The organism is Kitasatospora sp. NPDC032121, from assembly GCF_055580145.1.
Genome location: NZ_JBVILX010000012.1, coordinates 90,057 through 117,054, shown reverse-complemented (window position 1 = coordinate 117,054; position 26,998 = coordinate 90,057). Strand labels below are relative to the sequence as shown.

Here is a 26,998-nt window from a genome sequence, read left to right as displayed (position 1 = left end):
CTGGCACTGATGTCCGACGACAAGAAGCTGCTCGACTACCTCAGGCGCGCCACCGCGGACCTCGGTGACGCCCGGAGGCAGCTGCGCGAGGCCGAGCAGGCCCGCCACGAACCGATCGCCATCGTCTCCATGGCCTGCCGCTATCCCGGCGGCGCCGACACGCCGGAACGGCTGTGGGACCTGGTCTCCCGGGGCGCCGACGCGGTCTCCGCCTGGCCGGTCAACCGCGGCTGGGACCTGGAGGGCCTCTACGACCCGGACCCCGAGCGGCCCGGTACCTCCTACACCCGGCACGGCGGCTTCCTCCACGACGCCGCCGAGTTCGACGCGGAGTTCTTCAACATCTCGCCGCGCGAGGCCCTGGCCATGGACCCCCAGCAGCGGCTGGCACTGGAGACCGCCTGGGAGGCGGTCGAGCGGGCCGCGATCGACCCCCGCACGCTGCGGCGCACCGGCACGGGTGTCTTCCTCGGAGCGATCGGCAACGGCTACGGCGCGGGTTCGCGCCACCTCCCCGAGGTCCAGGGCCTGCTGGACACCGGGACCGCGAGCAGCGTGGTCTCCGGCCGGATCGCCTACACCCTGGGCCTCGAAGGGCCCGCGGTGACCGTGGACACGGCCTGCTCCTCCTCTCTGGTCGCCCTGCACCTGGCGATCCGGGCCCTGCGGGCCGGCGACTGCACGCTGGCCCTGGCCGGCGGGGTGTCGGTGATGGCGACCCCCGACGCGTTCGTGGCGTTCAGCCGCCAACGCGCGCTGTCGGCCGACGGCCGCTGCAAGGCGTTCGGGGCCGACGCGGACGGAACCGGCTGGTCCGAGGGCGCCGGCGTCCTGCTGCTGGAGCGCCTGTCGGACGCGCGGCGCAACGGGCACCCGGTGCTGGCCGTCGTCCGGGGTTCGGCCACGAACCAGGACGGTGCGAGCAACGGACTGACCGCGCCGAGCGGTCCGTCGCAGCAACGGGTGATCCGGGCGGCGCTCGCGGACGCGGGCCTGACGGCGTCCGAGGTGGACGTGGTGGAGGCGCACGGCACCGGCACCACCCTCGGCGACCCGATCGAGGCGCAGGCCCTGCTGGCCACCTACGGCCAGGGGCGGCCCGCCGAACGGCCTTTGTGGCTGGGCTCGTTGAAGTCGAACATCGGCCACACCTCGGCGGCGGCCGGAGTGGGCGGCGTCATCAAGATGGTGCTGGCGATCGAGCACGGCGAACTGCCCAGGACCCTGCACGCGGACCGGCCGACGCCCATGGTGGACTGGTCGTCGGGAGCCGTGGAAGTCCTCTCCGAGGCCCGCGCCTGGGACGACGCGGGACGCCCGCGCCGGGCGGGCGTGTCCGCCTTCGGCGTCAGCGGCACCAACGCCCACCTGATCCTGGAACAGGCCCCGGCGGAGGAAGCCGAACCGGTGGCCGACACCGCGGCCGGCGGCGACGCGTACCCGCTGCCCTGGGTGCTGTCGGGGCGCACCGACGAGGCGCTGCGCGACCAGGCGGCCCGGCTGCTGGCACACCTGAGCGCCGACCTCGCACCCCTGCGGGCCGCCGACACCGGCCGCGCCCTCGCCCTCACGCGGACCGCCTTCGAACGGCGCGCCGTGGTGGTGGGTACCGACCTGGACCGGCTGCTCGACGGCGTGAAGGCGCTGGCGGACGGCCGCTCGGTGCCGGGGCTGGTACAGGGCGACGGTGTGTCCTCGGGCGGTTCGGTGTTGGTGTTTCCGGGTCAGGGTTCGCAGTGGGTGGGGATGGCTGCGGAGCTGCTGGGCGAGTCCGAGGTGTTCGCGGGGCGGATGGCGGAGTGCGGGCGGGCGCTGGCGCCGTACACGGATTGGTCGTTGGGGGAGGCGCTGGGCTCGGAGGAGCTGTTGGCGCGGGTTGACGTGGTGCAGCCGGTGTTGTGGGCGGTGATGGTGTCGCTGGCGGAGGTGTGGCGCTCGTTCGGGGTCGTTCCGGACGCGGTGGTGGGCCACTCGCAGGGGGAGATCGCGGCCGCCGTGGTGGCGGGCGGTCTGAGCCTGGAGGACGGCGCGCGGGTGGTGGCGCTGCGGTCGCGTGCGGTGGGTGCGTTGGCGGGGCGTGGCGGGATGGCGTCGGTTCCCCTGCCGGTGGAGGCGGTGCGGGAGCGGATCGGGGGCCGGTTGTCGGTGGCGGCGGTGAACGGCCCGTCCTCGACAGTGGTGTCGGGCGACGCGGACGCGGTGGCGGCACTGGTCGAGGGCTTGGTCGGGGAGGGGGTGCGGGCGCGGCTGATCGAGGTCGACTACGCCTCGCACTCCGCGCACGTGGAGGAGGTCCGTGAGCAGCTGCTCTCCGACCTGGACGGCATCGCACCCCTGTCCGGTACGGTGCCGTTCCTTTCGACGGTGACGGGCGGCTGGCTGGACACGAAGTCCCTGGACGCCGAGTACTGGTACCGCAACCTGCGGGAGACCGTCGAGTTCGAGCAGGCCACGGCGGCGCTGCTGGGGGAGGGCTTCCGGTTCTTCGTCGAGTCCAGCCCGCACCCCGTGCTCACCTTCGGCGTCCAGCAGACCGCCGACGCGGCCGACACGGCCGGCTCCGCGCAGGGCCCCGCCGTGGTCGTGGGCACGCTGCGGCGCGGCGAGGGCGGCCTCGACCGGTTCCTGACGTCCCTGGGAGAGGCCCACGTGGGCGGCCTGTCGCCCGACTGGGACCGGGTGTTCGCCGGGCACCGTCCGGACGGCATCTCCCTGCCCACCTACCCCTTCCAGCGTCGCCCGTACTGGCTGGAGGACACCGGCCCCGCGGCGGGCGGTCCTTCCGGAACGTCCTCGGACGGCGACGACTTCTGGGAGGCCCTGGGCGGAGGTGACCTGGACCGGTTCACCACGACCCTGGGGGTGACGCCCGAGGACCCGCTGAACGTGGTGCTCCCCGCGCTCGCCACCTGGCGGACCGAGCGCACCGAGCGTTCGGTGGTCGACTCCTGGCGCTACCGCGTGACCTGGCGAGCCCTGCCCGAGGGTCCCCCGGTCGCACTGGACGGCAACTGGCTCGTGCTGTCGCCGGACGGTCGGCCCGAGGACGGGGTGCGCCGATCGGAGACGACCGTCCAGGTCATGGAGCAGGCCGGGGCTTCGGTGGTCCACATACGGATCGCCGAGGCGGAGGCCGACCGTGCCGTGCTGGCCGACCGGGTTCGCGCGTCCCTCGACGCGCTGCCCGGCCCGGTGACGGGAGTGCTGTCGCTGCTGGGCCTCGACGAGCGCCCGCACTCGGCGCACCCCTCCGTCCCGCTGGGCGCCGCGCTCAACCTGGCCCTGGTGCAGGCCCTCGGAGACGCCGGGATCGACGCGCCCCTGTGGTGGGCGACCCGGGGCGCGGTGTCGGTCGGGGGCACGGACACCGGGAGCGCGGTCAGCGCCGCGCAGAACCTGCTCTGGGGTCTGGGCCGGGTCGCCGCGCTGGAGTTCCCGCAGCGCTGGGGCGGTCTGATCGACCTCCCGGAGGTCCTGGACACGGACACCGCCCCGCAGCTGTGCCGGGTGCTGGCCGGCGGTGCCGGGGACGAGGACCAGGTCGCCGTCCGGGCCACCGGCTGCCACGGCCGGCGGCTGGTCCGGTCCGCCCTGGGCGACACCGCGCCGCGGCGGAGCTGGCGGCCCGGGGGCACCGTGTTGATCACCGGCGGCACCGGTGGGATCGGCGCGCAGATCGCGCGCTGGCTGGCCCGGCGGGGAGCCGGGCACCTGGTGCTCGTCAGCCGGCGCGGCGCGGACGCGCCGGGTGCGCCGGAGCTCTCCGAGGAACTGGCCGCCCTCGGCACCCGGGTCACCCTGGCCTCGTGCGACGTCGCCGACCTGGAGGCCCTGCGCGCCCTGAAGGACGGCCTCGAACAGGACGGCCACCGGATCGGCACCGTCTTCCACGCCGCGGGGGGCGGGCTGCTGGTGCCGCTGCCCGACACCGACGCGGAGGAGGTCGCCGGCACCCTGCACGCCAAGGTCGGCGGGGCCCGGAACCTGGACCTGCTCTTCGACCGGGACACGCTCGACGCGTTCGTGCTGTTCTCCTCCATCTCCGGGGTGTGGGGCAGCGCCGTCCACGGCGCCTACGCCGCCGCCAACGCCTACCTCGACGGCCTCGCCGAGGACCGCCGGAGCCGCGGCCTCGCCGCGACCTCCGTGGTGTGGGGCATCTGGAGCCCCGAGGACGGGGCCGGCGGGATGGCGGCCGAACTGGCGGAGGAGACCCTGCGCGGCCACGGCGTGCTCTTCATGCCGCCCGCGGTCGCGATCACCGGGCTCCAGCAGGTCCTGGACCACGACGAGACGGTGGTCGTGGTCGCCGACATCGACTGGGACCGCTTCGCGACGGTCTTCACCTCGGCGCGCCCCAGCCCGCTGATCGGGGAACTCCCCGAGGTCCGCAGCGCGCTGGCCGCCGGACCGGAGACCGGCGAGGCCGGCGCCGACGAGGCCCCCTCGGCGCTGCGCGACCGGCTGACGCCGCTCCCGGCGGCCGAGCGGACCCGGGTGCTGGTCGACCTGGTCCGGACCCACGCGGCCGCCGTCCTCGGCCACGACTCGCCGGACGCGGTCGCCCCCGGCCGTGCCTTCCGCGACCTCGGCTTCGACTCCCTGACGGCCGTGGACATGCGCAACCGGCTCAACGCCGCCACCGGCCTGCGGCTCCCGGTCACCGTCGTCTTCGACTACTCGTCGGCGGCCGCGCTCGCCGGACGCCTGGAGGCCGGACTGCTGGGCGCCGCCGGTGAGCCCGCCGCAGTCCGGCAGCCCCCGGCGCCGGCCCCCGCCGCCGACGACGACCCCGTCGTGATCGTCGCCATGAGCTGCCGCTACCCCGGCGGCGTCCGCACCCCCGAGGACCTGTGGCGCCTGGTCGCGGACGGGCACGACGCCGTCTCCGGGCTGCCGTCCGACCGGGGCTGGGACCTCGACGCGCTGTACGACGCGGACCCCGACCGGCCCGGCCGGAGCTACGCGGCCGCGGGCGGCTTCGTCAGGGACGCGGACCGCTTCGACCCCGGGTTCTTCGGGATATCCCCGCGCGAGGCCCTGGCCATGGACCCGCAGCAGCGACTGCTGCTCGAAACCTCCTGGGAGGCGATCGAGCGCGCCGGCATCGACCCGTCCACCCTGCGCGGCACCCCGACCGGCGTCTTCGCCGGCGCCTCCTACCAGGGCTACGGCGGAAGCCTGCGCGACATCCCCGAGGAACTGGAGGGCCTGTTCATCGCGGGCATCTCCACCAGCGTCCTGTCCGGGCGGGTCGCCTACACCCTCGGCCTCCAGGGGCCCGCCGTGACCGTGGACACGGCGTGCTCCTCGTCGCTGGTGGCGGTCCACCTCGCCGCCCAGTCGCTGCGCTCGGGCGAGTGCGCGCTGGCCCTCGCGGGCGGCGCCACGGTGATGGGCACCCCGCTGTCGTTCACCGGCTTCAGCCGGCAGCGCGGGCTCGCCGAGGACGGGCGCTGCAAGTCCTTCGCCGCCGCGGCGGACGGCTTCGGCATGGCCGAGGGCGTGGGCCTGCTGCTCCTGGAACGCCTCTCGGACGCCCGCCGCAACGGCCACCCGGTGCTCGCGGTGCTGCGCGGCTCGGCGATCAACCAGGACGGCGCGAGCAACGGGCTGACCGCGCCCAGCGGCCTGGCCCAGCAGCGGGTGATCCGCGACGCGCTGGCGAACGCCCGGCTGACGGCCGCCGACGTGGACGCCGTCGAGGCGCACGGAACCGGCACCCGGCTGGGCGACCCGATCGAGGCCGACGCGCTGCTCGCCACCTACGGCCAGGACCGGCCGGCCGACCGGCCGGTGTGGCTCGGGTCGCTGAAGTCGAACATCGGGCACACCCAGGCCGCCGCCGGCGTCGGCGGCATCATCAAGATGGTGCTGGCCATGGAGCACGGCGAACTGCCGCGCACCCTGCACATCGACCGGCCGTCCCCGAACGTCGACTGGACGGCGGGCGCCGTCGCCCTGCTGACCGAGGCCACCCCCTGGCCGGAGACCGGCCGGCCGCGCCGCGCCGGAGTGTCCTCGTTCGGCCTGAGCGGCACCAACGCCCACGTCGTCATCGAGCAGCCGCCGGCCGAGCCCGCGCCCGCCGAGCCCGCGCCCGCCGAGCCCGCCCTGCCCGTCGCGCCCGTACCCGCCGCCGTCCCGTGGGTCCTGTCCGGGCGGACCGCCGAGGCGGTGCGGGACCAGGCGGAGCGGCTGCACGCGTACCTGACGGAGCGGCCGGAGCTGCCGTCCGCCGACGTCGGCTACTCCCTGGCCACCACCAGGACCGCCTTCGAGCACCGCGCGGCCGTCGTCGGCGGCGACCGGGAGACCCTGCTGGGCGGCCTGGCCGCGCTGGCCACGGGGGAGCGCGCACCCGGCCTGGTCCGGGGCGCCGTCGCCCGGTCGGCCAAGACCGTCTTCGTCTTCCCCGGCCAGGGCTCCCAGTGGGCCGGCATGGCCCGGGAACTGCTCGACCACGCCCCGGCCTTCGCCGACCGCATCGCCGCCTGCGAACGCGCCCTCGCCCCGTACCTGGACTGGTCGCTGCTCGCGGTCCTGCGGGACGAACCCGACGCGCCCCCGCTCGACCGGGTGGACGTGGTGCAGCCGGTGCTGTGGGCGGTGATGGTGTCGCTGGCCGAGCTGTGGCGGGCGCACGGGATCGTCCCCGACGCCGTGGTCGGCCACTCCCAGGGCGAGATCGCCGCCGCCTGCGTGGCCGGCGCGCTCTCGCTGGACGACGCGGCCCGGATCGTCGCGCTGCGCAGCCGGGCCCTGCTGGCCCTGACCGGACACGGCGGCATGCTGTTCGTGCCGCAGCCGGTCGAAGCCGTGCGCGAGGCACTGTCCGCCCACGACGGGGCACTCGACGTCGCCGCGGTCAACGGGCCGACGTCGGTGACGGTCTCCGGCGACCCGGCGGCACTGGAACGGCTGCGCGACCAGTACGCCGAGGCGGGCGTGCTGGCCTGGCCCGTCCCCGGTGTGGACTTCGCCGGGCACTCGCCCCAGGTGGAGCAGCTCCGCGAGGAACTGCTCGGCCTCCTCGACGGCATCGCGCCGCGGACCTCCGCCGTCCCGTTCTACTCGACGGTCAGCGGCGGCCCCGTGGACACCCTGGGCCTGGACGCCGGGTACTGGTACGAGAACCTGCGCCGGCCGGTGGAGTTCGGCCGGGCGCTCGACGTGCTCGTCGCCGACGGGCACCACACCTTCGTCGAGTGCAGCACCCACCCCGCGCTGACCGTCTGGATCCAGGAGGCCGTCGAAGCGGCCGGGGTCGGCGACGGGGCCGTCGTCGGCACCCTGCGCCGCACCGAGGGCGGCCCCGGCCGCTTCCTCACCGCGCTCGCCGAGGTCCAGGTCCGCGGGCTGCCGGTGGACTGGGACGCGGTGTTCGCCGGAACCGGCGCGCGCAGGCGGCCCCTGCCCACCTACGCCTTCCAGCAGCAGCGCTACTGGCTGGACGCCGCCCCCGCCCGGCCCGCCGACGCCGCGTCCGGCACCGCCGCCACGACCGGCGCCGGCCCGGCCGACTCCGGCTTCTGGACGGCGGTCGACCACGGCGACCTGGACGCCCTCGCCACCACCCTGCGGGTCGAGGACGGGGAACTGCGGGCCTCCCTCGCCTCCCTGGTGCCCACCCTCGCCGAGTGGGCGCGCGGCCGGGCCGACGACCGGACCGCCGACAGCTGGCGCTACCGGGTCGCCTGGAAGCCCCTGCCGGCACCCGAGCAGCCCCGGCTCACCGGCAGCTGGCTCGTCGTCGCCCCGGCCGGCGCCGCCGACGACCCGGCCGTCGCGTTCGCCGCGGACGCCCTGCGCGGACACGGTGCCACCCCCGTCCTGGTCGAGGCAGGCCCCGACGCGACCGACCGGACCCGGTTCGCCGCACTGCTCCGCGACGCCCACGACCGCGCCGACGGGACGCCCGCCGGAATCCTGTCGCTGCTCGCCCTGGCCGAGGAACCGCACGGCGACGGATCGGCGCTCCCCCTCGGCCTCACCCTGACCGTCGCGCTCCTCCAGGCCCTGGGCGACCTCGGCACCGACGCCCCGCTCTGGAGCGCCACCCGGGGCGCGGTGTCGGTCGGCCGCTCCGACCGGATCGACAGCACGCTCCAGGCCCTGGCCTGGGGCCTCGGCGGGGTTGCCGGCGTCGAGTACCCGCAGCGCTGGGCCGGCCTGGTCGACCTGCCGCGACGGCTCGACGACCGGGCCGCGACCCGGCTCGCCGAAGCCCTGGCCAACCCCGACGGCGAGGACCAGCTGGCGGTGCGCGCCACCGGCCTCTACGGCCGCAGGGTCGTCCACGCCGGACTCGGCGACACCGCCCCCGCACGCGACTGGACACCCGAGGGCACGGTCCTGATCACCGGCGGCACCGGCGGCCTCGGCGCCCAGATCGCCCGCTGGCTCGCCCGCACCGGCACCGCGCACCTGCTGCTCACCAGCCGGCGCGGCGCACAGGCCCCGGGCGCCGACGCCCTGCTGACCGAACTGCGCGGACTCGGCGCCGACGCCACCGCGGTGGCCTGCGACGTCGCGGACCGCGACGCACTGGCGGAACTGCTCGCCGGCATTCCGGCCGAGCGCCCGCTGCGCGCCGTCCTGCACACCGCGGGCGTCCTCGACGACGGAGTGATCGACTCGATCACCCCCGAACGCGCGGCCGGCGTCCTGCGTCCCAAGCTCGACGGCGCGCGCAACCTCGACGCGCTCACCCGCGGACTCGACCTGACCGCCTTCGTGCTGTTCTCCTCGCTCGCCGGCACCCTCGGCGGCACCGGCCAGGGCAGCTACGCCGCCGCCAACGCCTACCTCGACGCCCTGGCCCGGCAGCGCCGCGACCTCGGACTGCCCGGCACCTCGGTGGCCTGGGGCCTGTGGGGCGGCGAGAGCCTCGCCTCCGGCGCGGTCGCCGAACGGCTGATCCGCGACGGCCTGCCCGCCATGGACCCCGTTGCGGCCACCACCGCGCTGCGCCGGGCCCTCGACCACGACGACACGGCCGTCCTGGTCGCCGACTTTGCCTGGGACCGCTTCACCCGGGCGTACACCGCGCTCCGGCCCAGCGCCGCGATCGGGGACCTGCCCGAGGTGCGGGACGCGCTCGCCGCCGCGGCCGGGGACCGGGGCGCGGCCGCCGGCGAGCAGCCGCCGGCCCTGCTGCTGGCCGCACTGCCCCCGGTGGAACGCGACCGGGCCCTGCTGGACCTGGTCCGCCGCGAGGTCGCCGCCGTGCTCGGCCACCCCGTGCCCGAGGCGGTGGGACCCGACCAGGCGTTCAAGGACATCGGCTTCGACTCGCTGACCGCCGTCGAGCTGCGCAACCGGCTCGCCGCGGCCACCGGCCTGCGCCTGTCGGTGACCCTGGCCTTCGACTACCCCACGGCCACCACCCTGGCCGGACACCTGCGCGCCGAACTGCCGGGAGCGCCCGCCACGGAGGCGCCCGACGCCCCCGGGCAGCCGCCCGCGGCCGCCGCGGTGCCCGAGGACGAGGCGATCGCCGTGGTCGCCATGAGCTGCCGCTACCCCGGCGGCGTCAGCACCCCCGAGGAGCTGTGGGAGCTCGTCGCGGGCGGACGGGACGCGATCACCGGCTTCCCCACCGGACGCGGCTGGGACCTGGACGGCCTTTACGACCCGGACCCGGACCGGGCCGGCAGCACCTACGCGCGGGAGGGCGGCTTCCTGCACGACGCCGACCGCTTCGACCCGGCCTTCTTCGGGATCTCCCCGCGCGAGGCGCTGACCATCGACCCCCAGCAGCGGCTGCTGCTCGAACTCTCCTGGGAGGCGTTCGAGCGGGCCGGCATCGACCCGCTCTCCCTCAAGGGCAGCGCGAGCGGCGTCTTCGTCGGCTGCAGCCACCACGACTACGGGTCGCGCGTCACCGAGCCGTCCGAGGAGTTCGAGGGCTACCTCGGCATCGGCAGCGCGGGCAGCGTGGCGTCCGGGCGGATCTCCTACAGCCTCGGTCTCGAAGGGCCCGCGGTGACCATCGACACGGCGTGCTCCTCGTCGCTGGTCGCGGTCCACCTCGCGGCCCGGTCGCTCCGGGCCGGCGAATGCTCGCTGGCGCTGGCCGGCGGCGTGACCGTGATGTCGACCCCGGGCGCGTTCGTGGAGTTCAGCCGGCAGCGGGTGCTCGCCGAGGACGGCCGCTGCAAGCCGTTCGCCGCCGCCGCCGACGGCACCTCCTGGGCCGAGGGCGCCGGACTGCTCGTCCTGGAACGCCTCTCGGACGCCCGGCGCAACGGCCACCCGGTGCTCGCCCTGGTCCGCGGCTCCGCCGTCAACCAGGACGGCGCCAGCAACGGCCTGACCGCCCCCAACGGCCCCTCCCAGCAGCGGGTCATCCGGGCGGCCCTCGCCGACGCCGGACTGACCGCCGCCGAGGTCGACGCGGTGGAGGCGCACGGCACCGGCACCAAGTTGGGCGACCCGATCGAGGCCCAGGCGCTGCTGGCCACGTACGGCCGGGAACGCGGCGAGCAGGAGCCGCTGCTGCTCGGGTCGCTGAAGTCGAACATCGGACACAGCCAGGCCGCCGCCGGAGTCGCCGGCATCATCAAGATGGTGCAGGCCATGCGGCACGGGACACTGCCGCGCACCCTGCACGTCGACGCGCCGACCCCGCACGTCGACTGGTCGGCCGGCGCGGTCCGGCTGCTCACCGACGACACCCCGTGGCCGGAGACCGGCCGCCCCCGGCGGGCCGCGGTGTCCTCGTTCGGGGTCAGCGGCACCAACGCCCACACCATCCTCGAACAGCCCACCGAACCGGCCCCGGCCGCCGCCCCCGCGCCGACCCCGGCGACCACCGCCGACGCGCCCGAGTCCGACCCGGCCGCCGCGCCCGCCCTGCCCTGGCTGCTCTCCGCCCGTGGCGCGGACGCGCTGCGGGAGCAGGCGGCCCGGCTGCTCCGGCACGTCGAGCAGGACCCGGCCCTCGCCGTCGCGGACCTGGGCCGCTCCCTGGCGCTGCACCGCAGCGCCTTCGAGCACCGGGCCGCCCTCACCGGCACGGACCGGCAGGCCCTGCTCCAGGGGCTCGCCGCCCTCGCCGCCGGCGAGCCGTCGGCGGACCTGGTCCGCGGGGTCACCGGCCCGGCCGCGAAGACCGCCTTCCTGTTCCCCGGCCAGGGCAGCCAGCGCACCGGCATGGGCGCCGGACTGTACGCGCGGTTCCCGGTCTTCGCCGACGCCTTCGACGCGGTGTGCGCGGAACTCGACCCGCTGCTCGACCGCCCGCTGCGGGAGGTGATCGACGCGGCCCCCGGCGACCCCGGCCACGGCCTGCTGGACCGCACCGAGTACACCCAGCCCGCGCTGTTCGCCCTCGGCGTCGCACTGTTCCGCCTCGTCGAGCACTGGGGCGTGCGTCCCGACCGGCTGCTCGGCCACTCCGTGGGCGAGCTGGCCGCCGCCCACGTCGCCGGGGTGTTCACCCTGCCCGACGCCGCGGCGCTGGTGGTCGCGCGGGGACGGCTCATGCAGGCCCTCCCGGCGGGCGGCGCGATGGTCGCCCTGGCCGCTGGGGAGGAGGAGGTGCTGCCGCTGCTCGCGGGCCGCGGGAGCGACGTCGGCCTCGCCGCGGTCAACGGCCCGGCCTCGACCGTGATCTCCGGCGACGCGGCAGTGGTGGACGAGATCGCCGCCGTGCTCGCCGCGCGCGGCCGCAAGACCCGACGGCTGCCGGTCTCCCACGCCTTCCACTCGCCCCTCATGGAGCCCATGCTCGCCGAGTTCCGCGAGGTCGCGGCCCGGATCGTCCCGGGAGAGGCCGCCATCCCCGTCATCTCCGACCTGACGGGCGAGCCGGCCACCGCCGAGCAGCTCGGCTCACCGGACTACTGGGTGGAGCACGTGCGCGGCACCGTCCGCTTCCAGGACGGCGTACGCCACCTGGAGCGCGACGGCGTCACCGCGTTCCTCGAACTCGGACCCGACGGCGCGCTCACCGCCATGGGCCAGGACTGCCTGACCGGCGATGCCGATGCCGACGCCGCCGACACCGGCGGTCCCGCCGGCCCGGTGCTGGTGCCGCTGCTGCGCAAGGACCGGCCCGAAGCGCCCGCGGCGACGGCCGCCCTGGCCCGGCTGCACGTCACGGGCGTCCCCGTCGACTGGGAAGCCGTCCACGCCGTCCACGCCGTCGAAGCCGTCGACGGCGGCACCGACGGCGGCCCGGCCGCCGCCGTCGACCTGCCGACCTACGCCTTCCAGCGCGGCAGCTACTGGCTGCAGGCCGGCCCGGCCGCCGCCGGACTGCCCGCGGCCGGACTGCGGGCGGTCGACCACCCGCTGCTCGGCGCCGGAACGGAACTCGCGGACTCCGACGGCTTCCTGTTCACCAGCAGGTTCTCGGTCCGCAGCCACCCCTGGCTGGCCGACCACGGCGTCTACGAGGGCGTGCTGTTCCCCGCCACCGCGTTCCTGGAACTCGCGGTCCGCGCGGGCGACCAGGTCGGCTGCGACCAGGTCGAGGAACTGACCCTGGAGGCGCCGTTGGTGCTCCCGGCGGGCGGAGCCGTCACACTCCAGCTCACCGTCGGAAGCCCGGACGCCTCCGGCACCCGCCCGCTGAGCGTCCACGCCCGGGCCGCCGACGACGGCCCCGACGCCCCCTGGACCCGGCACGCGAGCGGCCTGCTCGGCTCCGCCGCAGCCCCCGAACCGGCAGACCCGGCGGACCCCGAGGCCTGGCCGCCGCCCGGAGCCGTCCCGCTCGACACGGAAGGCCTGTACGACCGGTTCGCGGGCGGCGGATTCGCCTACGGCCCCGCGTTCCAGGGCCTGCGCGCGGCCTGGCGGCTCGGCGACGAGGTGTACGCCCTCGCGAGCCTGCCGGAGGAGCAGCAGCCGGACGCCGCCGCGTTCGGCCTGCACCCGGCCCTGCTGGACGCCGCCCTGCACGCGCTGGTGTTCGACGTACTGGAGGGGCCCGCGCAGGGCTGGCTGCCGTTCTCCTGGAACGGGGTGCGCCTGCACGCCTCCGGGGCCGCCGAGCTCCGGCTGCGGCTGACCCCCACCGGCCGCGACGCCGTCACCGTGCGGGCGGCCGACACCACCGGGCGGCCGGTGCTCTCGGCCCGCTCCCTGGTCCTGCGGCCGGTCTCGCGCGACCGCTTCACGGCCACCCGCGGCGGACACCACGAGGAGCTGTTCCGCCCCGAGTGGCCGGCCCTGCCCGAGCGCGCCGCGACCGCCGCCGCCCCCGGCCCGGAGACCTGGGCCGTGCTCGGCGCCGCGCCGCTCCCCGGCCGTCCGGTCGCCGACCTTGCCGCGCTGTCCGCGCTGCTCGACGCGGGCGCCCCGGCGCCCCGATTGGTGCTGGCCGCCGGTCCGTCCGCCCCGGCCCCGTACGCGCCGCCCGGCGTCCTCCGCGACGCGGTCCACGACGGCCTCGGCACGGTCCTCGCCCTGCTGCGGGACTGGCTGGCCGAGGAGCGGCTGACCGGCGCCAAGCTGGTCCTGGTCACCGCGGGCGCGGTCCCGGTGACCGGCGACGACGTCCCGGACCCGGCCCTGGCCGCGCTCTGGGGCCTGGTCCGCTCGGCGCAGACCGAGAACCCGGACCGCTTCGTCCTGCTCGACCTGGACGACCCGCAGGCCCCGCCCGCGCTGCTCGCCGAGGCCCTCGCCTCCGGGGAGCCCCAGCTCGCGATCCGGGCCGGAGCCGTCCACGCCGCCCGGCTGGCCCGGGTACCGCTGGCCGCTCCCGGACGCACCCCCGGCTGGGGCGGCGACGGAACCGTCCTGATCACCGGCGGCACCGGCGCCATCGGCGCCCACGTCGCCCGCCACCTGGCCGCCGAACACGGCGTCCGGCACCTGCTGCTGACCAGCCGCAGCGGCCCCGCCGCCGACGGCGCGCCGGAACTCCTCGCCGAGCTCGCCGCCCTGGGCGCGCACGCCGAGATCGCCGCCTGCGACGCCGCCGACCGCGACGCCCTCGCGGCCCTGCTGGCCGCCGTGCCCCCCGCGCACCCGCTGACCGGCGTGGTGCACGCCGCGGGCGTCCTGGCCGACGGCGTGGTCGCCACCATGACGCCCGAACAGCTGGAACGGGCCCTGCGCCCCAAGGTGGACGCGGCGGTCAACCTGCACGAGCTCACCGCCGGCCTGGAGCTGTCCGAGTTCGTCCTGTTCTCGTCCATCGCCGGGATCTTCGGCGGCATGGGCCAGGGCAACTACGCCGCCGCCAACGCCTTCCTGGACGCACTGGCCCACCGGCGCCGAGCCGACGGGCTGCCCGGCCGCTCGCTCGCCTGGGGTCTGTGGGCCAACAGCACCGGGATGACCGGCGGGCTCACCGAGGCCGACCTGCGACGGATCGCCCGGGGCGGGATCGACGCCTTCGACCCGGCCCGGGGACTGGCGCTGCTCGACACGGCCGGCACCCTCGACGAGCCGGTCCTCCTCCCGCTGCGGCTCGACACCGCGGCCGTCCGCGCCCAGGCCGGCGCCGGCGGCGTCCCCGCCCTGCTGCGCGGACTGGTGCGCCCCGGCGCCCGGCGCGGCGCCGCGGGCCCCGCCGGCGCCGGCCCCGACGGGCCGGACGCCCTGAAGCAGCGCCTGGCGTCCCTCAACGACACCCAGCGCGGCCGGGTCCTCCTCGACCTGGTCCGCTCCCACGCCGCCCTGGTGCTCGGCCACAGCGGCCCGGCCGCGGTCGATCCCGGACGCGGTCTGCTGGAGGTCGGCTTCGACTCGCTGACCGCGGTGGAACTGCGCAACCGGCTGCGCGCCGCCACCGGCCATCCGCTGCCCGCCACCCTGCTCTTCGACCACCCCACCCCGACCGCGATCGCCGCGCACCTCGCCGCCGAACTGACCGTCGACGCCGGACCCGGCCCGCTCCCCGGCCTTGCCGAAGCGGACCGCCTGGCGGGCGCCCTCGACGGCGTCCCCGACGACCCGGCGGACCGCGAACGGCTCGCCGACCGGCTCCGCGAGCTGCTGCGCCGCCTCGACCCGGCGGCCCCCGCGGCCGACGGCGACGGCACCGCCACCGCCTCCATCGAGGACCGGATGGACGGCGCCAGCGACGACGAACTCTTCGACCTCATCGACAACGAACTCGGCCTGTCATGACACCGACCCGACACGCGAACCAGGACGGCGACTCCCGATGGTGAACGACGACAAGCTGAGGGACTACCTCAAGCGCGTGACGGCGGACCTGCACCACACCCGCCGACGCCTGACCGAGGCCGAGGAGGCGGGCCGCGAACCGATCGCGGTCGTCGCCATGAGCTGCCGCTACCCCGGCGGCGTACGGTCGCCCGAGGACCTGTGGCGCCTGGTCACCGACGGCACCGACGCCATCACCGGCTTCCCCGCCGACCGGGGCTGGGACCTGGACCACCTGGACGACCCGGAACGGCTGCGCGAGGGCAGCAGCCACACCGCCCTGGGCGGCTTCCTCGACGACGTCGGGCACTTCGACCCCGGCTTCTTCGGGATCTCCCCGCGCGAGGCGCTCGCGATGGACCCGCAGCAGCGGCTCCTCCTGGAGACCACCTGGGAGGCGTTCGAACGGGCCGGCATCGACCCCGCGACCCTGCGCGGCAGCCGGACCGGCGTCTTCGCCGGAGTGATGTACCAGGACTACGCGGTACGGCTGCGCCAGGTCCCCGACGACGTGGCCGGCTACATCGGCAACGGCAGCTCCGACAGCGTCGCCTCGGGCCGGGTCGCCTACACCTTCGGCCTGGAGGGCCCGGCGGTCAGCATCGACACCGCCTGCTCGTCCTCGCTGGTCGCCATCCACCTCGCCGCCCAGGCCCTGCGCGGCGGCGACTGCACCCTCGCCCTGGCCGGGGGCGCGATGGTCATGTCGACACCCGTCCCGTTCGTCGAGATGAGCCGCCAGGGCGGCCTGGCCCGGGACGGCCGCTGCAAGTCCTTCTCCGCCGCCGCCGACGGCACCGGCTGGGGCGAGGGCGTCGGCATGCTCCTGCTGGAACGCCTCTCCGACGCCCGGCGCAACGGCCACCCGGTGCTCGCCCTGATCCGCGGCACCGCCGTCAACCAGGACGGCGCCAGCAGCCGCCTCACCGCCCCCAACGGCCCCGCCCAGCAGCGCGTCATCCGGCACGCCCTGGCCAACGCCGGACTCACCCCCGCCGACGTCGACGTGGTCGAGGCGCACGGCACCGGCACCCCGCTGGGCGACCCGATCGAGGCCCAGGCCCTGCTGGCCACCTACGGGCAGAACCGCGCCGACGGGCAGCCGCTGCTGCTCGGCTCGCTGAAGTCCAACATCGGACACACCCAGGCGGCGGCCGGCGTCGGCGGCGTCATCAAGACCGTCCTCGCCATGCGGCACGGCACCGTCCCGCCCACCCTGCACGCGCAGGACCCGTCCCCGCAGATCGACTGGACCGCGGGCGCGGTACGCCTGGTCACCGCGAACACTCCCTGGCCCGAGACCGGACGGCCCCGCCGGGCCGCGGTGTCCTCCTTCGGCGTCAGCGGCACCAACGGACACGTCGTCCTGGAACAGGGGGACGAACCAGGGGACCTCGCGGACCCCGCCGACCCGGCGCACCTGGCCGATGGGGCCGCCCGGCACACCACGGACCCCGACGGCACACCGCCACCCGTCCTCCCCTGGGTGCTCTCCGGACGCACCGCCGAAGCGCTGCGCGCGCAGGCCGCCCGGCTCCGCGACCACCTCGAGGCCCACCCCGGCCCCGGCCCGGCCGAGATCGGCCACGCCCTCGCGACGACCCGCGCCGCGCACGAGCACCGGGCCGTCCTGATCGGCACCCGCCCCGACGAGTTCCGGGCCGGACTCGACGCCCTGGCGGCCGGACTCGACGCCCCCGGCCTGGTCCTCGGCACCGCCGGAACCGGCGGTGAGGTCGCCCTGGTCTTCCCCGGACAGGGATCCCAGTGGGACGGCATGGCCGTCGAACTCCTCGACTCCGCCCCCGTGTTCGCCGCCCGGATCGCGGACTGCGAACGCGCCCTGGCCCCCTTCGTCGACTGGTCGCTGGAGGCCGTCCTGCGCGGCGCCCCCGGCACCCCGCCGGCCGACCGCGTCGACGTGGTGCAGCCGGCGCTGTGGGCCGTCATGGTCTCGCTGGCCGAACTGTGGCGCTCGTACGGCATCACCCCCGGCGCCGTCATCGGCCACTCCCAGGGCGAAATCGCGGCGGCCTGCGTCGCCGGCGCGCTCTCCCTGGACGACGCCGCCCGGGTCGTCGCCCTGCGCAGCCGGGCGATCCGCGCCCTCTCCGGCCGCGGCGGAATGGCCTCGGTGGCTCTGCCCGCCGAACAGGTCGCCGAACACCTCGCCCCCTGGGACGGCCGGCTCTCCGTCGCCGCCGTCAACGGTCCGGCCTCCACCGTGGTCTCCGGCGACACCGACGCGCTCGACGCGTTCCTCGACCGGACGGCCGCCCTGGGCGTCCGCACCCGGCGCGTCCCCGTCGACTACGCCTCGCACAGCGCCCACGTCGAGGACATCCGCACCGAACTGCTCGCCCTGCTCGACGGACTGGCCCCCCGCCCGTCCGCCGTCCCCTTCTACTCCACCCTCACCGGCGGCCCGCTGGCGGACACCACCGCCCTGGACGCCGACTACTGGTACCGCAACCTCCGCGGCACCGTCCGGTTCGAACAGGCGACCCGTGCCCTGCTCGCCGACGGCTACCAGGTCCTCCTGGAGAGCAGCCCGCACCCCGTCCTCACCGTCGGCGTCCTGGAGACCGCCGAGGACGCGGGCGCCGACGCCACCGCCGTGGGCACCCTGCGCCGCGACGACGGCGGCCCGCGCCGGTTCACCGAGGCCCTGGCCGAACTCCACCTTCGCGGCGTCTCCCCGGACTGGGACGCCGTCTTCGCCGGCCGCCGCCCCGGCCGGGTCGACCTGCCCACCTACGCCTTCCAGCGCGACCCGTACTGGCTGGAGGACGGCGCCGCGCCCGCCGCCGACGTCGGCGCCGCCGGACTGACCCCCGCGGACCATCCGCTGCTGGGCGCCGTCGTGGTCCTCGCCGACAGCGACGGCCTGCTCCTCACCGGCCGCCTGTCGGCCCGCACCCACCCGTGGCTCGCCGACCACGCCGTCGGCGGCCGGGCACTGCTCCCGGGCACCGCCTTCCTGGAACTCGCGCTCCAGGCCGGAGCCCGCGTCGGCTGCCCCCGGGTCGAGGAACTCACCCTGCAGGCCCCCCTGGTGCTGCCCGAACACGGCGGCACCGTGCTGCGCCTCACCGTCGGCGCTCCCGACTCCCTGGGCCACCGCCCGCTCAGCCTGCACTCCCGGCCGGACACCCCCGCCGACGGCGACCTCGACGAGGAGTGGACCCGGCACGCCGAAGGCGTCCTGGCCGCGGACGCCGCGGACGACACCGAGGCCGCCGGGACGATGCCCTGGCCGCCGCCCGGCGCCGAACCCCTCGCCCTCGACGGACTGTACGACCGCTTCGCGGCGGGCGGATTCGCCTACGGCCCCGCCTTCCAGGGCCTGCGCGCGGCCTGGCGGCGCGGCGACGAACTGTTCGCGGAGGCCGTCGCACCCGCCGGACCCGCACCCGACACCGCACGCTTCGGCCTGCACCCCGCCCTGCTGGACGCCGCCCTGCACGCCACCGGCGTGCCCGGCACCCCCGGCGCGGACGCCCACCCCGAGGGGCGGCTGCCGTTCTCCTGGAACGGCGTCACCCTGCACGCCACCGGCGCCGGGACGATCCGGGTCCGGCTCACCCCGGCCGGACCCGACGCGCTGGCGCTCACCGTCGCCGACGCCACCGGCGCCCCCGTGGCGACCGTCGACGCGTTGGTCCTGCGGCCCGCGGGCACCGCCGCCCTCGGCACCGCCCCCGCCCCCCGCGGCCGCCACCACCGGGACCTCTACGCGACGGAGTGGGTCACCGCACCCCCGCGCGGCAGCGGCGCTCCCGTCCACCGGACCGCGGACCTGGCCGCGCTGCTGGCCGCCGTCGACGCCGGAGCCCCGGTGCCCGAAACGGTCCTGCTGACCTGCGCCGCGTCCGGGTCCGAGCCCGCAGCCGCCGCCGTCCGCGCGGTCGTCCACCGGGCCCTCGCCGACGTCCGGACCTGGCTCGCCGACGACCGCCTCGCCGACGCGCGCCTGGTGTTCGCCACCCGGGGCGCGGTCAGCACCCGGGACGGGGAGGACGTCCGCGACCCCGCGCACAGCGCGCTCTGGGGCCTGATCCGCTCGGCCGGCTCCGAACACCCCGGGCGCTTCGCCCTGCTCGACCTCGACGCCGACGACGAGCACGGCACCTCCGCGGCAGTCGACGCCGCCCTCGCCTCGGGAGAACCGCAGACCGCGGTCCGCGGCGGCGACGTCCGCGTCCCCCGACTGTCCCGGATCCCCAGGAACGACGGCGACCAGCCGGACGGCGGCCCGGCCTTCGACCCGGACGGCACGGTCCTCGTCACCGGCGGCACCGGCCTGCTCGGCTCCCACGTCGCCCGCCGCCTGGTCACCGGACACGGCGTCCGGCACCTGCTGCTGCTCTCCCGCAGCGGCCCGGCCGCCGCCGGGGCCGAGGAACTACGGGCCGAACTCGCCGCACTCGGAGCCGAGACCGCCGTCGTCGCCTGCGACGCCGCCGACCGGGCCGCCCTCGCCGCCGTCCTCGCCGACCTGCCGCCCGCGCACCCGCTGACCGCCGTGGTCCACACCGCCGGCACCCTCGACGACGGCATCGTCACCGCCCTCACCCCCGAGCGGGTGGACGCCGTGCTGCGCCCCAAGGTCGACGCCGCCCTCCACCTGCACGAACTGACCCGCGACCGCGACCTCACGCACTTCGTGCTCTTCTCCTCCGCCGCGGGCACCTTCGGCGGCCCCGGACAGGCCAACTACGCCGCCGCCAACGCCTTCCTCGACGCCCTGGCCACCCGGCGCCGGGCCGAGGGCCTGGCCGGCCAGTCCCTGGCCTGGACCCTGTGGGAGCAGCCCAGCGCCCTCACCGGACACCTGGGCGAGGACGACGTACGACGCCTCGCCCGGTCCGGGATGCCGCCGCTCCCCACCGAGCGGGCACTCGCACTCTTCGACACCGCCCTCACCATGGACCGGGCCGCCCTGGTCCCGATGCGCCTCGACACCGCGGCCCTGCGCGCCGCGGCGGCGGACGGCACCCTGCCGCCGCTGCTGCGCGGCCTGGTCCGCACGCCGCCGCGCCGGGCGGCCGCGGCGGCGGAGGCCGACGACAACGCCCTGCGCCTGCGCCTCGCAGCCCTCGACGGCACCGGACGGACCCGGCTGCTCGTCGAACTCGTCCGCACCCACGCGGCGGCAGTCCTCGGCCACGCCTCCCCTGACACCCTCGACCCCGGACGGGCCTTCCGCGAACTCGGATTCGACTCACTGGCCTCGGTGCAACTGCGCAACCGCCTGAACGCCGCCACCGGCCTGCGGCTCCCCGCCAGCCTGGTGTTCGACCACCCGACCCCGGCGGCGCTCGCGGACTTCCTCGCCACCGGACTCACGGACCCGGACCAGGCCGCCCGGCCCGCCGCCCCCGCCCACCCGGCCGACCGGAACAGGGACGCGGACGACGACCGGATCGCGATCGTCTCCGCGGCCTGCCGCCTCCCCGGCGGCGTCCGTTCACCCGAGGACCTGTGGCGGATGCTGGCCGAGGGCCGCGACGGCATCACCGAATTCCCCGCCGACCGCGGCTGGAACCCGGACGCCCTCTACGACCCCGACCCCGACCGCGTCGGCACCTCCATCACCCGGCACGGCGGCTTCCTGCACGACGCAGCCGAGTTCGACGCCGAGTTCTTCGGCATCTCGCCGCGCGAGGCCCTCGCCATGGACCCGCAGCAGCGGCTCCTGCTGGAGACCACCTGGGAGCTCTTCGAGCGCGCCGCCATCGACCCGTCCACCCTGCGCGGCGCCCCGGTCGGCACCTACGTCGGCCTGATGCAGCAGGACTACGCCGCCCGGCTGCTGCCCTACATCCCCGAGGACGTCGAGGGATTCCTCGGCACCGGGAACTCCGGAAGCATCGTCTCCGGCCGCTTGGCCTACTTCTTCGGCCTCGAAGGCCCCGCCGTCACCGTGGACACCGCCTGCTCGTCCTCGCTGGTGGCCCTGCACCTGGCGGTCCGGGCGCTGCGCTCCGGCGAGTGCTCGCTGGCCCTGGCCGGCGGCGTCAACGTGATGTGCAGCCCCGAACTGTTCGTCGAGTTCAGCCGCCAGGGCGGACTCGCCCCCGACGGCCGCTGCAAGTCCTTCGCCGCGGCTGCCGACGGCACCGCCTTCGGCGAAGGCACGGGCATGCTGCTGCTGGAGCGGCTCTCCGACGCGCGGCGGCTCGGGCACCCGGTGCTGGCGGTGGTGCGCGGCTCGGCGGTGAACCAGGACGGTGCGAGCAACGGTCTGACGGCGCCGAACGGCCCGTCGCAGCAGCGGGTGATCCGGGCGGCGCTGGCGGACGCGGGGCTGACGTTCGCGGACGTGGACGTGGTGGAGGCGCACGGCACCGGCACCCGGCTGGGCGACCCGATCGAGGCGCAGGCGCTGCTGGCCACCTACGGGCAGGACCGGCCCGCCGAGCGGCCGGTGTGGATCGGCTCGCTCAAGTCCAACATCGGGCACACCTCGGCCGCCGCCGGAGTGGCAGCCGTCATCAAGTCGGTGCTCGCCCTGCGGCACGGCGTGATGCCCAAGACCCTGCACGTGGACGGCCCGACGCCCGAGGTGGACTGGTCGGCGGGCGCCGGCCGGCTGCTGACCGAGGGCCGGGAATGGGACGACACGGGACGCCCGCGCCGGGCCGGCGTGTCCTCGTTCGGCGTCAGCGGTACCAACGCCCACGTCATCCTCGAACAGGCCCCGGCCGACCCGCTCGCCGCTGCGCCCGGGACACCGGAGGCCGCCCCCACCGCCGTCCCCCTGCTCCTCTCGGCGCGCACCCCCGAGGCACTGCACGCCCAGGCCGCCGCGCTGGTGGCCCGGCTCGGGGACGGGTCGGGCGTTCGCGCCGCGGACGTGGCCTACTCCCTGGCCACCGGCCGCAGCGCGCTGGGACACCGCGCGGTGCTGGTGGGCACCGAGGACAACCTCGCCGAGCACCTGACCGCACTGGCGCAGGGCGCTGCGGTGTCCGGCGGTGGGCTGGTGTCCGGCCGGGTGGCGCTGGTGTTCCCGGGCCAGGGCTCGCAGTGGGTCGGGATGGCCATGGAGCTGCTGGGCGCATCCGAGGTGTTCGCGGCGCGGATGGCGGAGTGCGGGCGGGCGCTGGCACCGTACACGGATTGGTCGTTGGGGGAGGCGCTGGGCTCGGAGGAGCTGTTGGCGCGGGTCGACGTGGTGCAGCCGGTGTTGTGGGCGGTGATGGTGTCGCTGGCGGAGGTGTGGCGTTCGTTCGGGGTCGTCCCGGACGCGGTGGTGGGCCACTCGCAGGGTGAGATCGCGGCCGCCGTGGTGGCGGGCGGTCTGAGCCTGGAGGACGGCGCGCGGGTGGTGGCGCTGCGGTCGCGTGCGGTGGGGGCGTTGGCGGGCCGTGGCGGGATGGCGTCGCTGCCGCTGCCGGTCGATGCGGTCCGGGAGCGGATCGGGGGCCGGTTGTCAGTGGCAGCGGTGAACGGCCCGTCGTCGACGGTGGTGTCGGGTGACGCGGACGCGGTCGCCGCGCTGGTGGCGGAACTCGTGGAGGAGGGGGTGCGGGCGCGGCTGATCGAGGTCGACTACGCCTCGCACTCCGCGCACGTGGAGGAGGTCCGCGAGCGGCTGCTCGCCGACCTGAACGGCATCACGCCGCTCTCGGGCGCGGTGCCGTTCTTCTCGACGGTGACGGGCACCTGGCTGGACACGAAGTCCCTCGACACCGAGTACTGGTACCGCAACCTGCGGGAGACCGTCGAGTTCGGGGCGGCCACCGAGGCGCTGCTGGGGGAGGGCTTCCGGTTCTTCGTCGAGTCCAGCCCGCACGCGGTGCTGGGCGTGGCGGTGGGGGAGTCGGTGGAGGCCGCGGGCGTGGACGCGGCGGTGTTGGGCACGTTGCGCCGCGGCGAGGGCGGTCCGGCGCAGGTGTTGCGCGCGGTGGGCCGCGGCTGGGAGCGCGGGTTGGCGGTGGACTGGTCGCGGGCGTTCCCGGGCGCGCGACGGGTCGAGCTGCCGACGTACGCCTTCCAGCACACCCGCTACTGGCTCGACGTGCCGACCACCAGCCAGGACATCGCCTCGGCGGGTCTCGCCACGACCGGGCACCCGCTGCTCGGTGCGGTGACGCAGGTCGCGGACTCCGACGAGCTGCTGCTCAACGGCCGGATCTCACTGCGCACCCACCCCTGGCTCGCCGACCACGCGGTGTCGGGCGCCGTCCTCCTCCCCGGCACGGCCTTCCTCGAACTCGCGCTGCGCGCCGGGGCCGAGGCGGACTGCCCGGTGGTCGAGGAACTCACCCTCGGATCGGCCCTCGTGCTCCCGGACGAGGGTGCCGTTCACCTGCAGCTCCGGGTCGCCGCGCCCGACGGCGAGGGTCGGCGGAGGCTCAGCGTGTTCGCCCGGACAGCGCGGGACGCCGACGCGCCCTGGACCGAGCACGCCACCGGCACCCTGGCACCCCGGCCCGCCGGGGACCCGGCCGGACCTGAGGCCGGTCTGCTGAGCTGGCCGCCGTCCGGTGCCGAACCCGTGGACACCGACGACCTCTACGAGCGCTTCGCCGGGGCCGGCTACCACTACGGCCCCGCCTTCCGCGGCATCAGGGCCGCGTGGATCCGCGGCGGCGAGGTGTTCGCCGAGGTGGTGCTGCCGGAGCAGCAGCACGCCGACGCCGCCGGATGCGTGCTGCACCCCGCGCTGCTGGACGCGGCCCTGCAGAGCGCCGCGCTGCTGCCCGACCAGGACGGCCGGGCCCGGCTGCCCTTCAGCTGGAACGGGGTGACCAGCGGGATCACCGGGGCCACCACGCTGCGGGTGCGGCTCGCCGCCGACGCGCCGGACGCCGTGAGCCTGCACGCCCACGACCTGTCCGGACGGCAGGTGATCGGCGTGGAGGGCCTGCTGCTGCGGCCCCCGGCCGCGAGTGCCCACGCCGACCTGCTGTACCGCCTCGACTGGGCCCCGGCCGCCGATCCGGCCGACAGTGCCGTGCCGACCTGGGCCGCCCTCGGCAGCGCCGTTCCCGGTGCGGTGTCCTGGCCGGACCTGGACGCCCTGGGCGCCGCCCTCGACGCGGGCGCCGCCCTCCCCGAGGTGGTCGTGGCGGCCGTCGCCACCGCCGACCTGCCCGACCCCGCCGACCGGGTCCGCGTCACCGCGCACCGGGGCCTGGCCCTGGTACAGCAGTGGCTGGCCGACGAGCGGTTCGCCGAGGCCAGGCTGACCCTGCTCACCAGGGACGCGGTCCGTACCGGACCGCTCGACCGTCCCGTCGATCTCGCCCAGGCCGCCCTGTGGGGCCTGGTGCGTAGTGCGCGGGCCGAGCACCCCGGACGCTTCGTCCTCATCGACGCGGCCGGGACGGGCGAGCCGGCGGACGCCCTGCCTGCGGCGCTCGCCACCGGGGAACCCGAGCTGGCGTTGCGGACCGGCCCGCTGCTGCTGCCGCGGCTGGTCCGCGGCGGACGGCCGGACGGCACGCTGTCCCTGCCGGACGGCGAGGTCTGGCGGCTCGCCACCGACGGCCGGGGCTCCGTGGAGGACATCGTGGCGGAGCCCGCGCCTGCGGTCCTCGCCCCGCTGGGCAAGGGCGAGGTGCGGATCGCGGTGCGCGCCGCCGGGCTGAACTTCCACGACGTCATCGCCGCGCTCGGCCTGGACCCCGACCCCGAACAGCAGGGCCTGGGCAGCGAGGGCGCCGGAACCGTCATCGAGGTCGGCCCGGGTGTCGACGACCTGGTGCCCGGGGACCGGGTGATGGGGATCTTCGGGGGCGCGTTCGGCCCGACCGCCGTCGCAGACCGCCGCACCGTCGCCCGGATACCGGCGGGCTGGTCCTTCGCCCGCGCCGCATCCGTGCCGGTGGTGTTCCTCACCGCCTACTACGGTCTGTTCGATCTCGGCGGACTGCGGCGCGGCGAATCGGTCCTGGTCCACGCCGCGGCCGGCGGTGTCGGCATGGCGGCGGTACAGCTCGCCCGGCACGCCGGTGCGCGGGTGTTCGCGACCGCCTCCCCCGCCAAGTGGGACGTCCTGAAGGCCGGCGGACTGGACACCGAGCACATCGCCTCGACCCGTACCACCGACTTCGCCGAGAAGTTCCTGACGGCCACCGGCGGGCGGGGCGTCGACGTCGTACTCGACAGCCTGGCGCGGGAGTTCGTCGACGCCGGTCTGCGGCTGCTGCCGAACGGCGGCCGGTTCGTGGAGATGGGCAAGACCGACGTCCGCGATCCCGGGACGGTCGCTCGGCAGCACCCCGGCGTGCGCTACCGGGCGTTCGACCTGATGGAGGCCGGTCCGGAGCGGATCGGCGAGATGCTCGCCGACGTCCTGGACCTGTTCGAGCAGGGGGTGCTGCGGCCCCTGCCCGTCACCGGCTGGGACGTCCGGCAGACCCCGGCCGCCCTGCGCTCGCTCAGCCAGGCCCGGGGCGTCGGCAAGAACGTCCTGCTGCTGCCCGCTGCGCCGGACCCCGAAGGGACCGTCCTGGTCACGGGGGCCACCGGCACCCTGGGACGGCTCCTTGCCCGGCACCTGGTCGTCGCGCACGGCGCCCGGCACCTGCTGCTGGCGGGCCGCCGGGGCGGATCCGCCGACGGAATGCCGGAGCTGGTGCGGGAACTGACCGGACTCGGGGCGTCGGTGACCGTCGCCGCCTGCGACGTCGCCGACCGCACCGCGCTCAGCGCCCTGCTCGGGTCGGTGCCTGCCGCGCACCCGCTGACCGCCGTCGTCCACGCGGCCGGTGTCCTGCACGACGCCACGATCGCCGGGCTGACGCCGGACCGGCTCGACCGCGTCCTGCGGCCCAAGGCGGACGCGGCGCTGGCCCTGCACGAACTCACCCGGGACCTCGACCTCGCGGCGCTGGTCTTGTTCTCCTCGGGCGCCGCCCAGTTCGGCGCGGCCGGGCAGGCGAACTACGCCGTCGCCAACGCGGTCCTCGACGCCCTCGCCGCCGAACGCCGGGCCGAGGGGCTGCCCGGTCTGTCCATCGGCTGGGGCCTGTGGGAGGAGCGCAGTGGGATGACCGCCGCGGTCACCGCGGGTCGGGGCGCCGGGGCGGGCGCGCTGACCTCGGCGGAGGGCCTCGCCCTGTTCGACGCGGCGCTGGACTCCCCGTACGCCTACCGGCTCGCGGCCAGGATCGCCCCGTCGGTGCTGCGGGCGGACGACCGGCTGCCCGCCGTGCTCCGCGGCCTGGCCCGCCCCGCCCGTACTGCCGCCGCCTCCGCCGCGGCACCGGCCCGCTCGATGGCGCAGCAGCTCGCCGAGCTGCCCGAGGCCGAGCTGCACCGGACCCTGCTCGACCTGGTGCGCGGCAACGCGGCGGCGGTGCTCGGCCACAGTTCGCCGAACCTGATCCGCCCGGCCCGCCCGTTCAAGGAGGTCGGCTTCGACTCCCTCACCGGGGTCGAACTGCGCAACCGGCTGGTGTCCTCGACCGGGCTGCGGCTGCCGGCCGCGCTGGTCTTCGACCACCCCACCCCGGAGGCACTGGCACGCCACCTCGCCGAGCGGGTCACCGCCGCCCGCCCGACCGGCGACGCGGCGGTCCGGGCCGGGCTCGACACCCTGGAGACCCTGCTCGACGCCCTGCCGCCGGACGGCGTCAGCGACGAACTCGCCGCCCGGATACGGGAAGTGCTGTCCCGCCCGCTGCCCGGCCGGACAGCGGCCCCCACCGCCCGCCCCACGGGCGACGTGGACGACCTGGCCCCCGACCTGATCGAGGCGGCCAGCGACGACGAGGTGTTCGACTACATCGACCGGCAGCTGGGATCCGCATGACCAGGGCACCGTTCCGCGCACTCCGCGCACCCTGCGCGTCCCGCGCAGTCCGAGACGAGACCCGAGCAGCCCGAGACGAAAGCAGCGGTGTCCAGT

Annotated in this window: 2 protein-coding genes; both read left to right on the top strand. The window is 76.5% G+C overall.

The features are described 5' to 3' along the window. The first annotated feature begins 9 nt into the window (after positions 1-9). Positions 10-15,093 carry a type I polyketide synthase gene (locus ACZ5OX_RS26560; RefSeq protein WP_465633555.1) on the top strand — a complete coding sequence of 5,028 codons (15,084 nt, stop codon included), beginning with the start codon at positions 10-12 and terminating at the stop codon, positions 15,091-15,093. 40 nt (positions 15,094-15,133) lie between these two features. After that, on the top strand, positions 15,134-26,902 hold the full coding sequence (locus ACZ5OX_RS26555) for an SDR family NAD(P)-dependent oxidoreductase (RefSeq protein WP_465633682.1): 11,769 nt from the start codon (positions 15,134-15,136) through the stop codon (positions 26,900-26,902). Positions 26,903-26,998: the final 96 nt, after the last annotated feature.

Excerpts from the sequence above, each read along its gene's own strand:
- ACZ5OX_RS26560 (WP_465633555.1), top strand. The coding sequence starts at position 10 with ATGTCCGACGACAAGAAGCTGCTCGACTACCTCAGGCGCGCCACCGCG.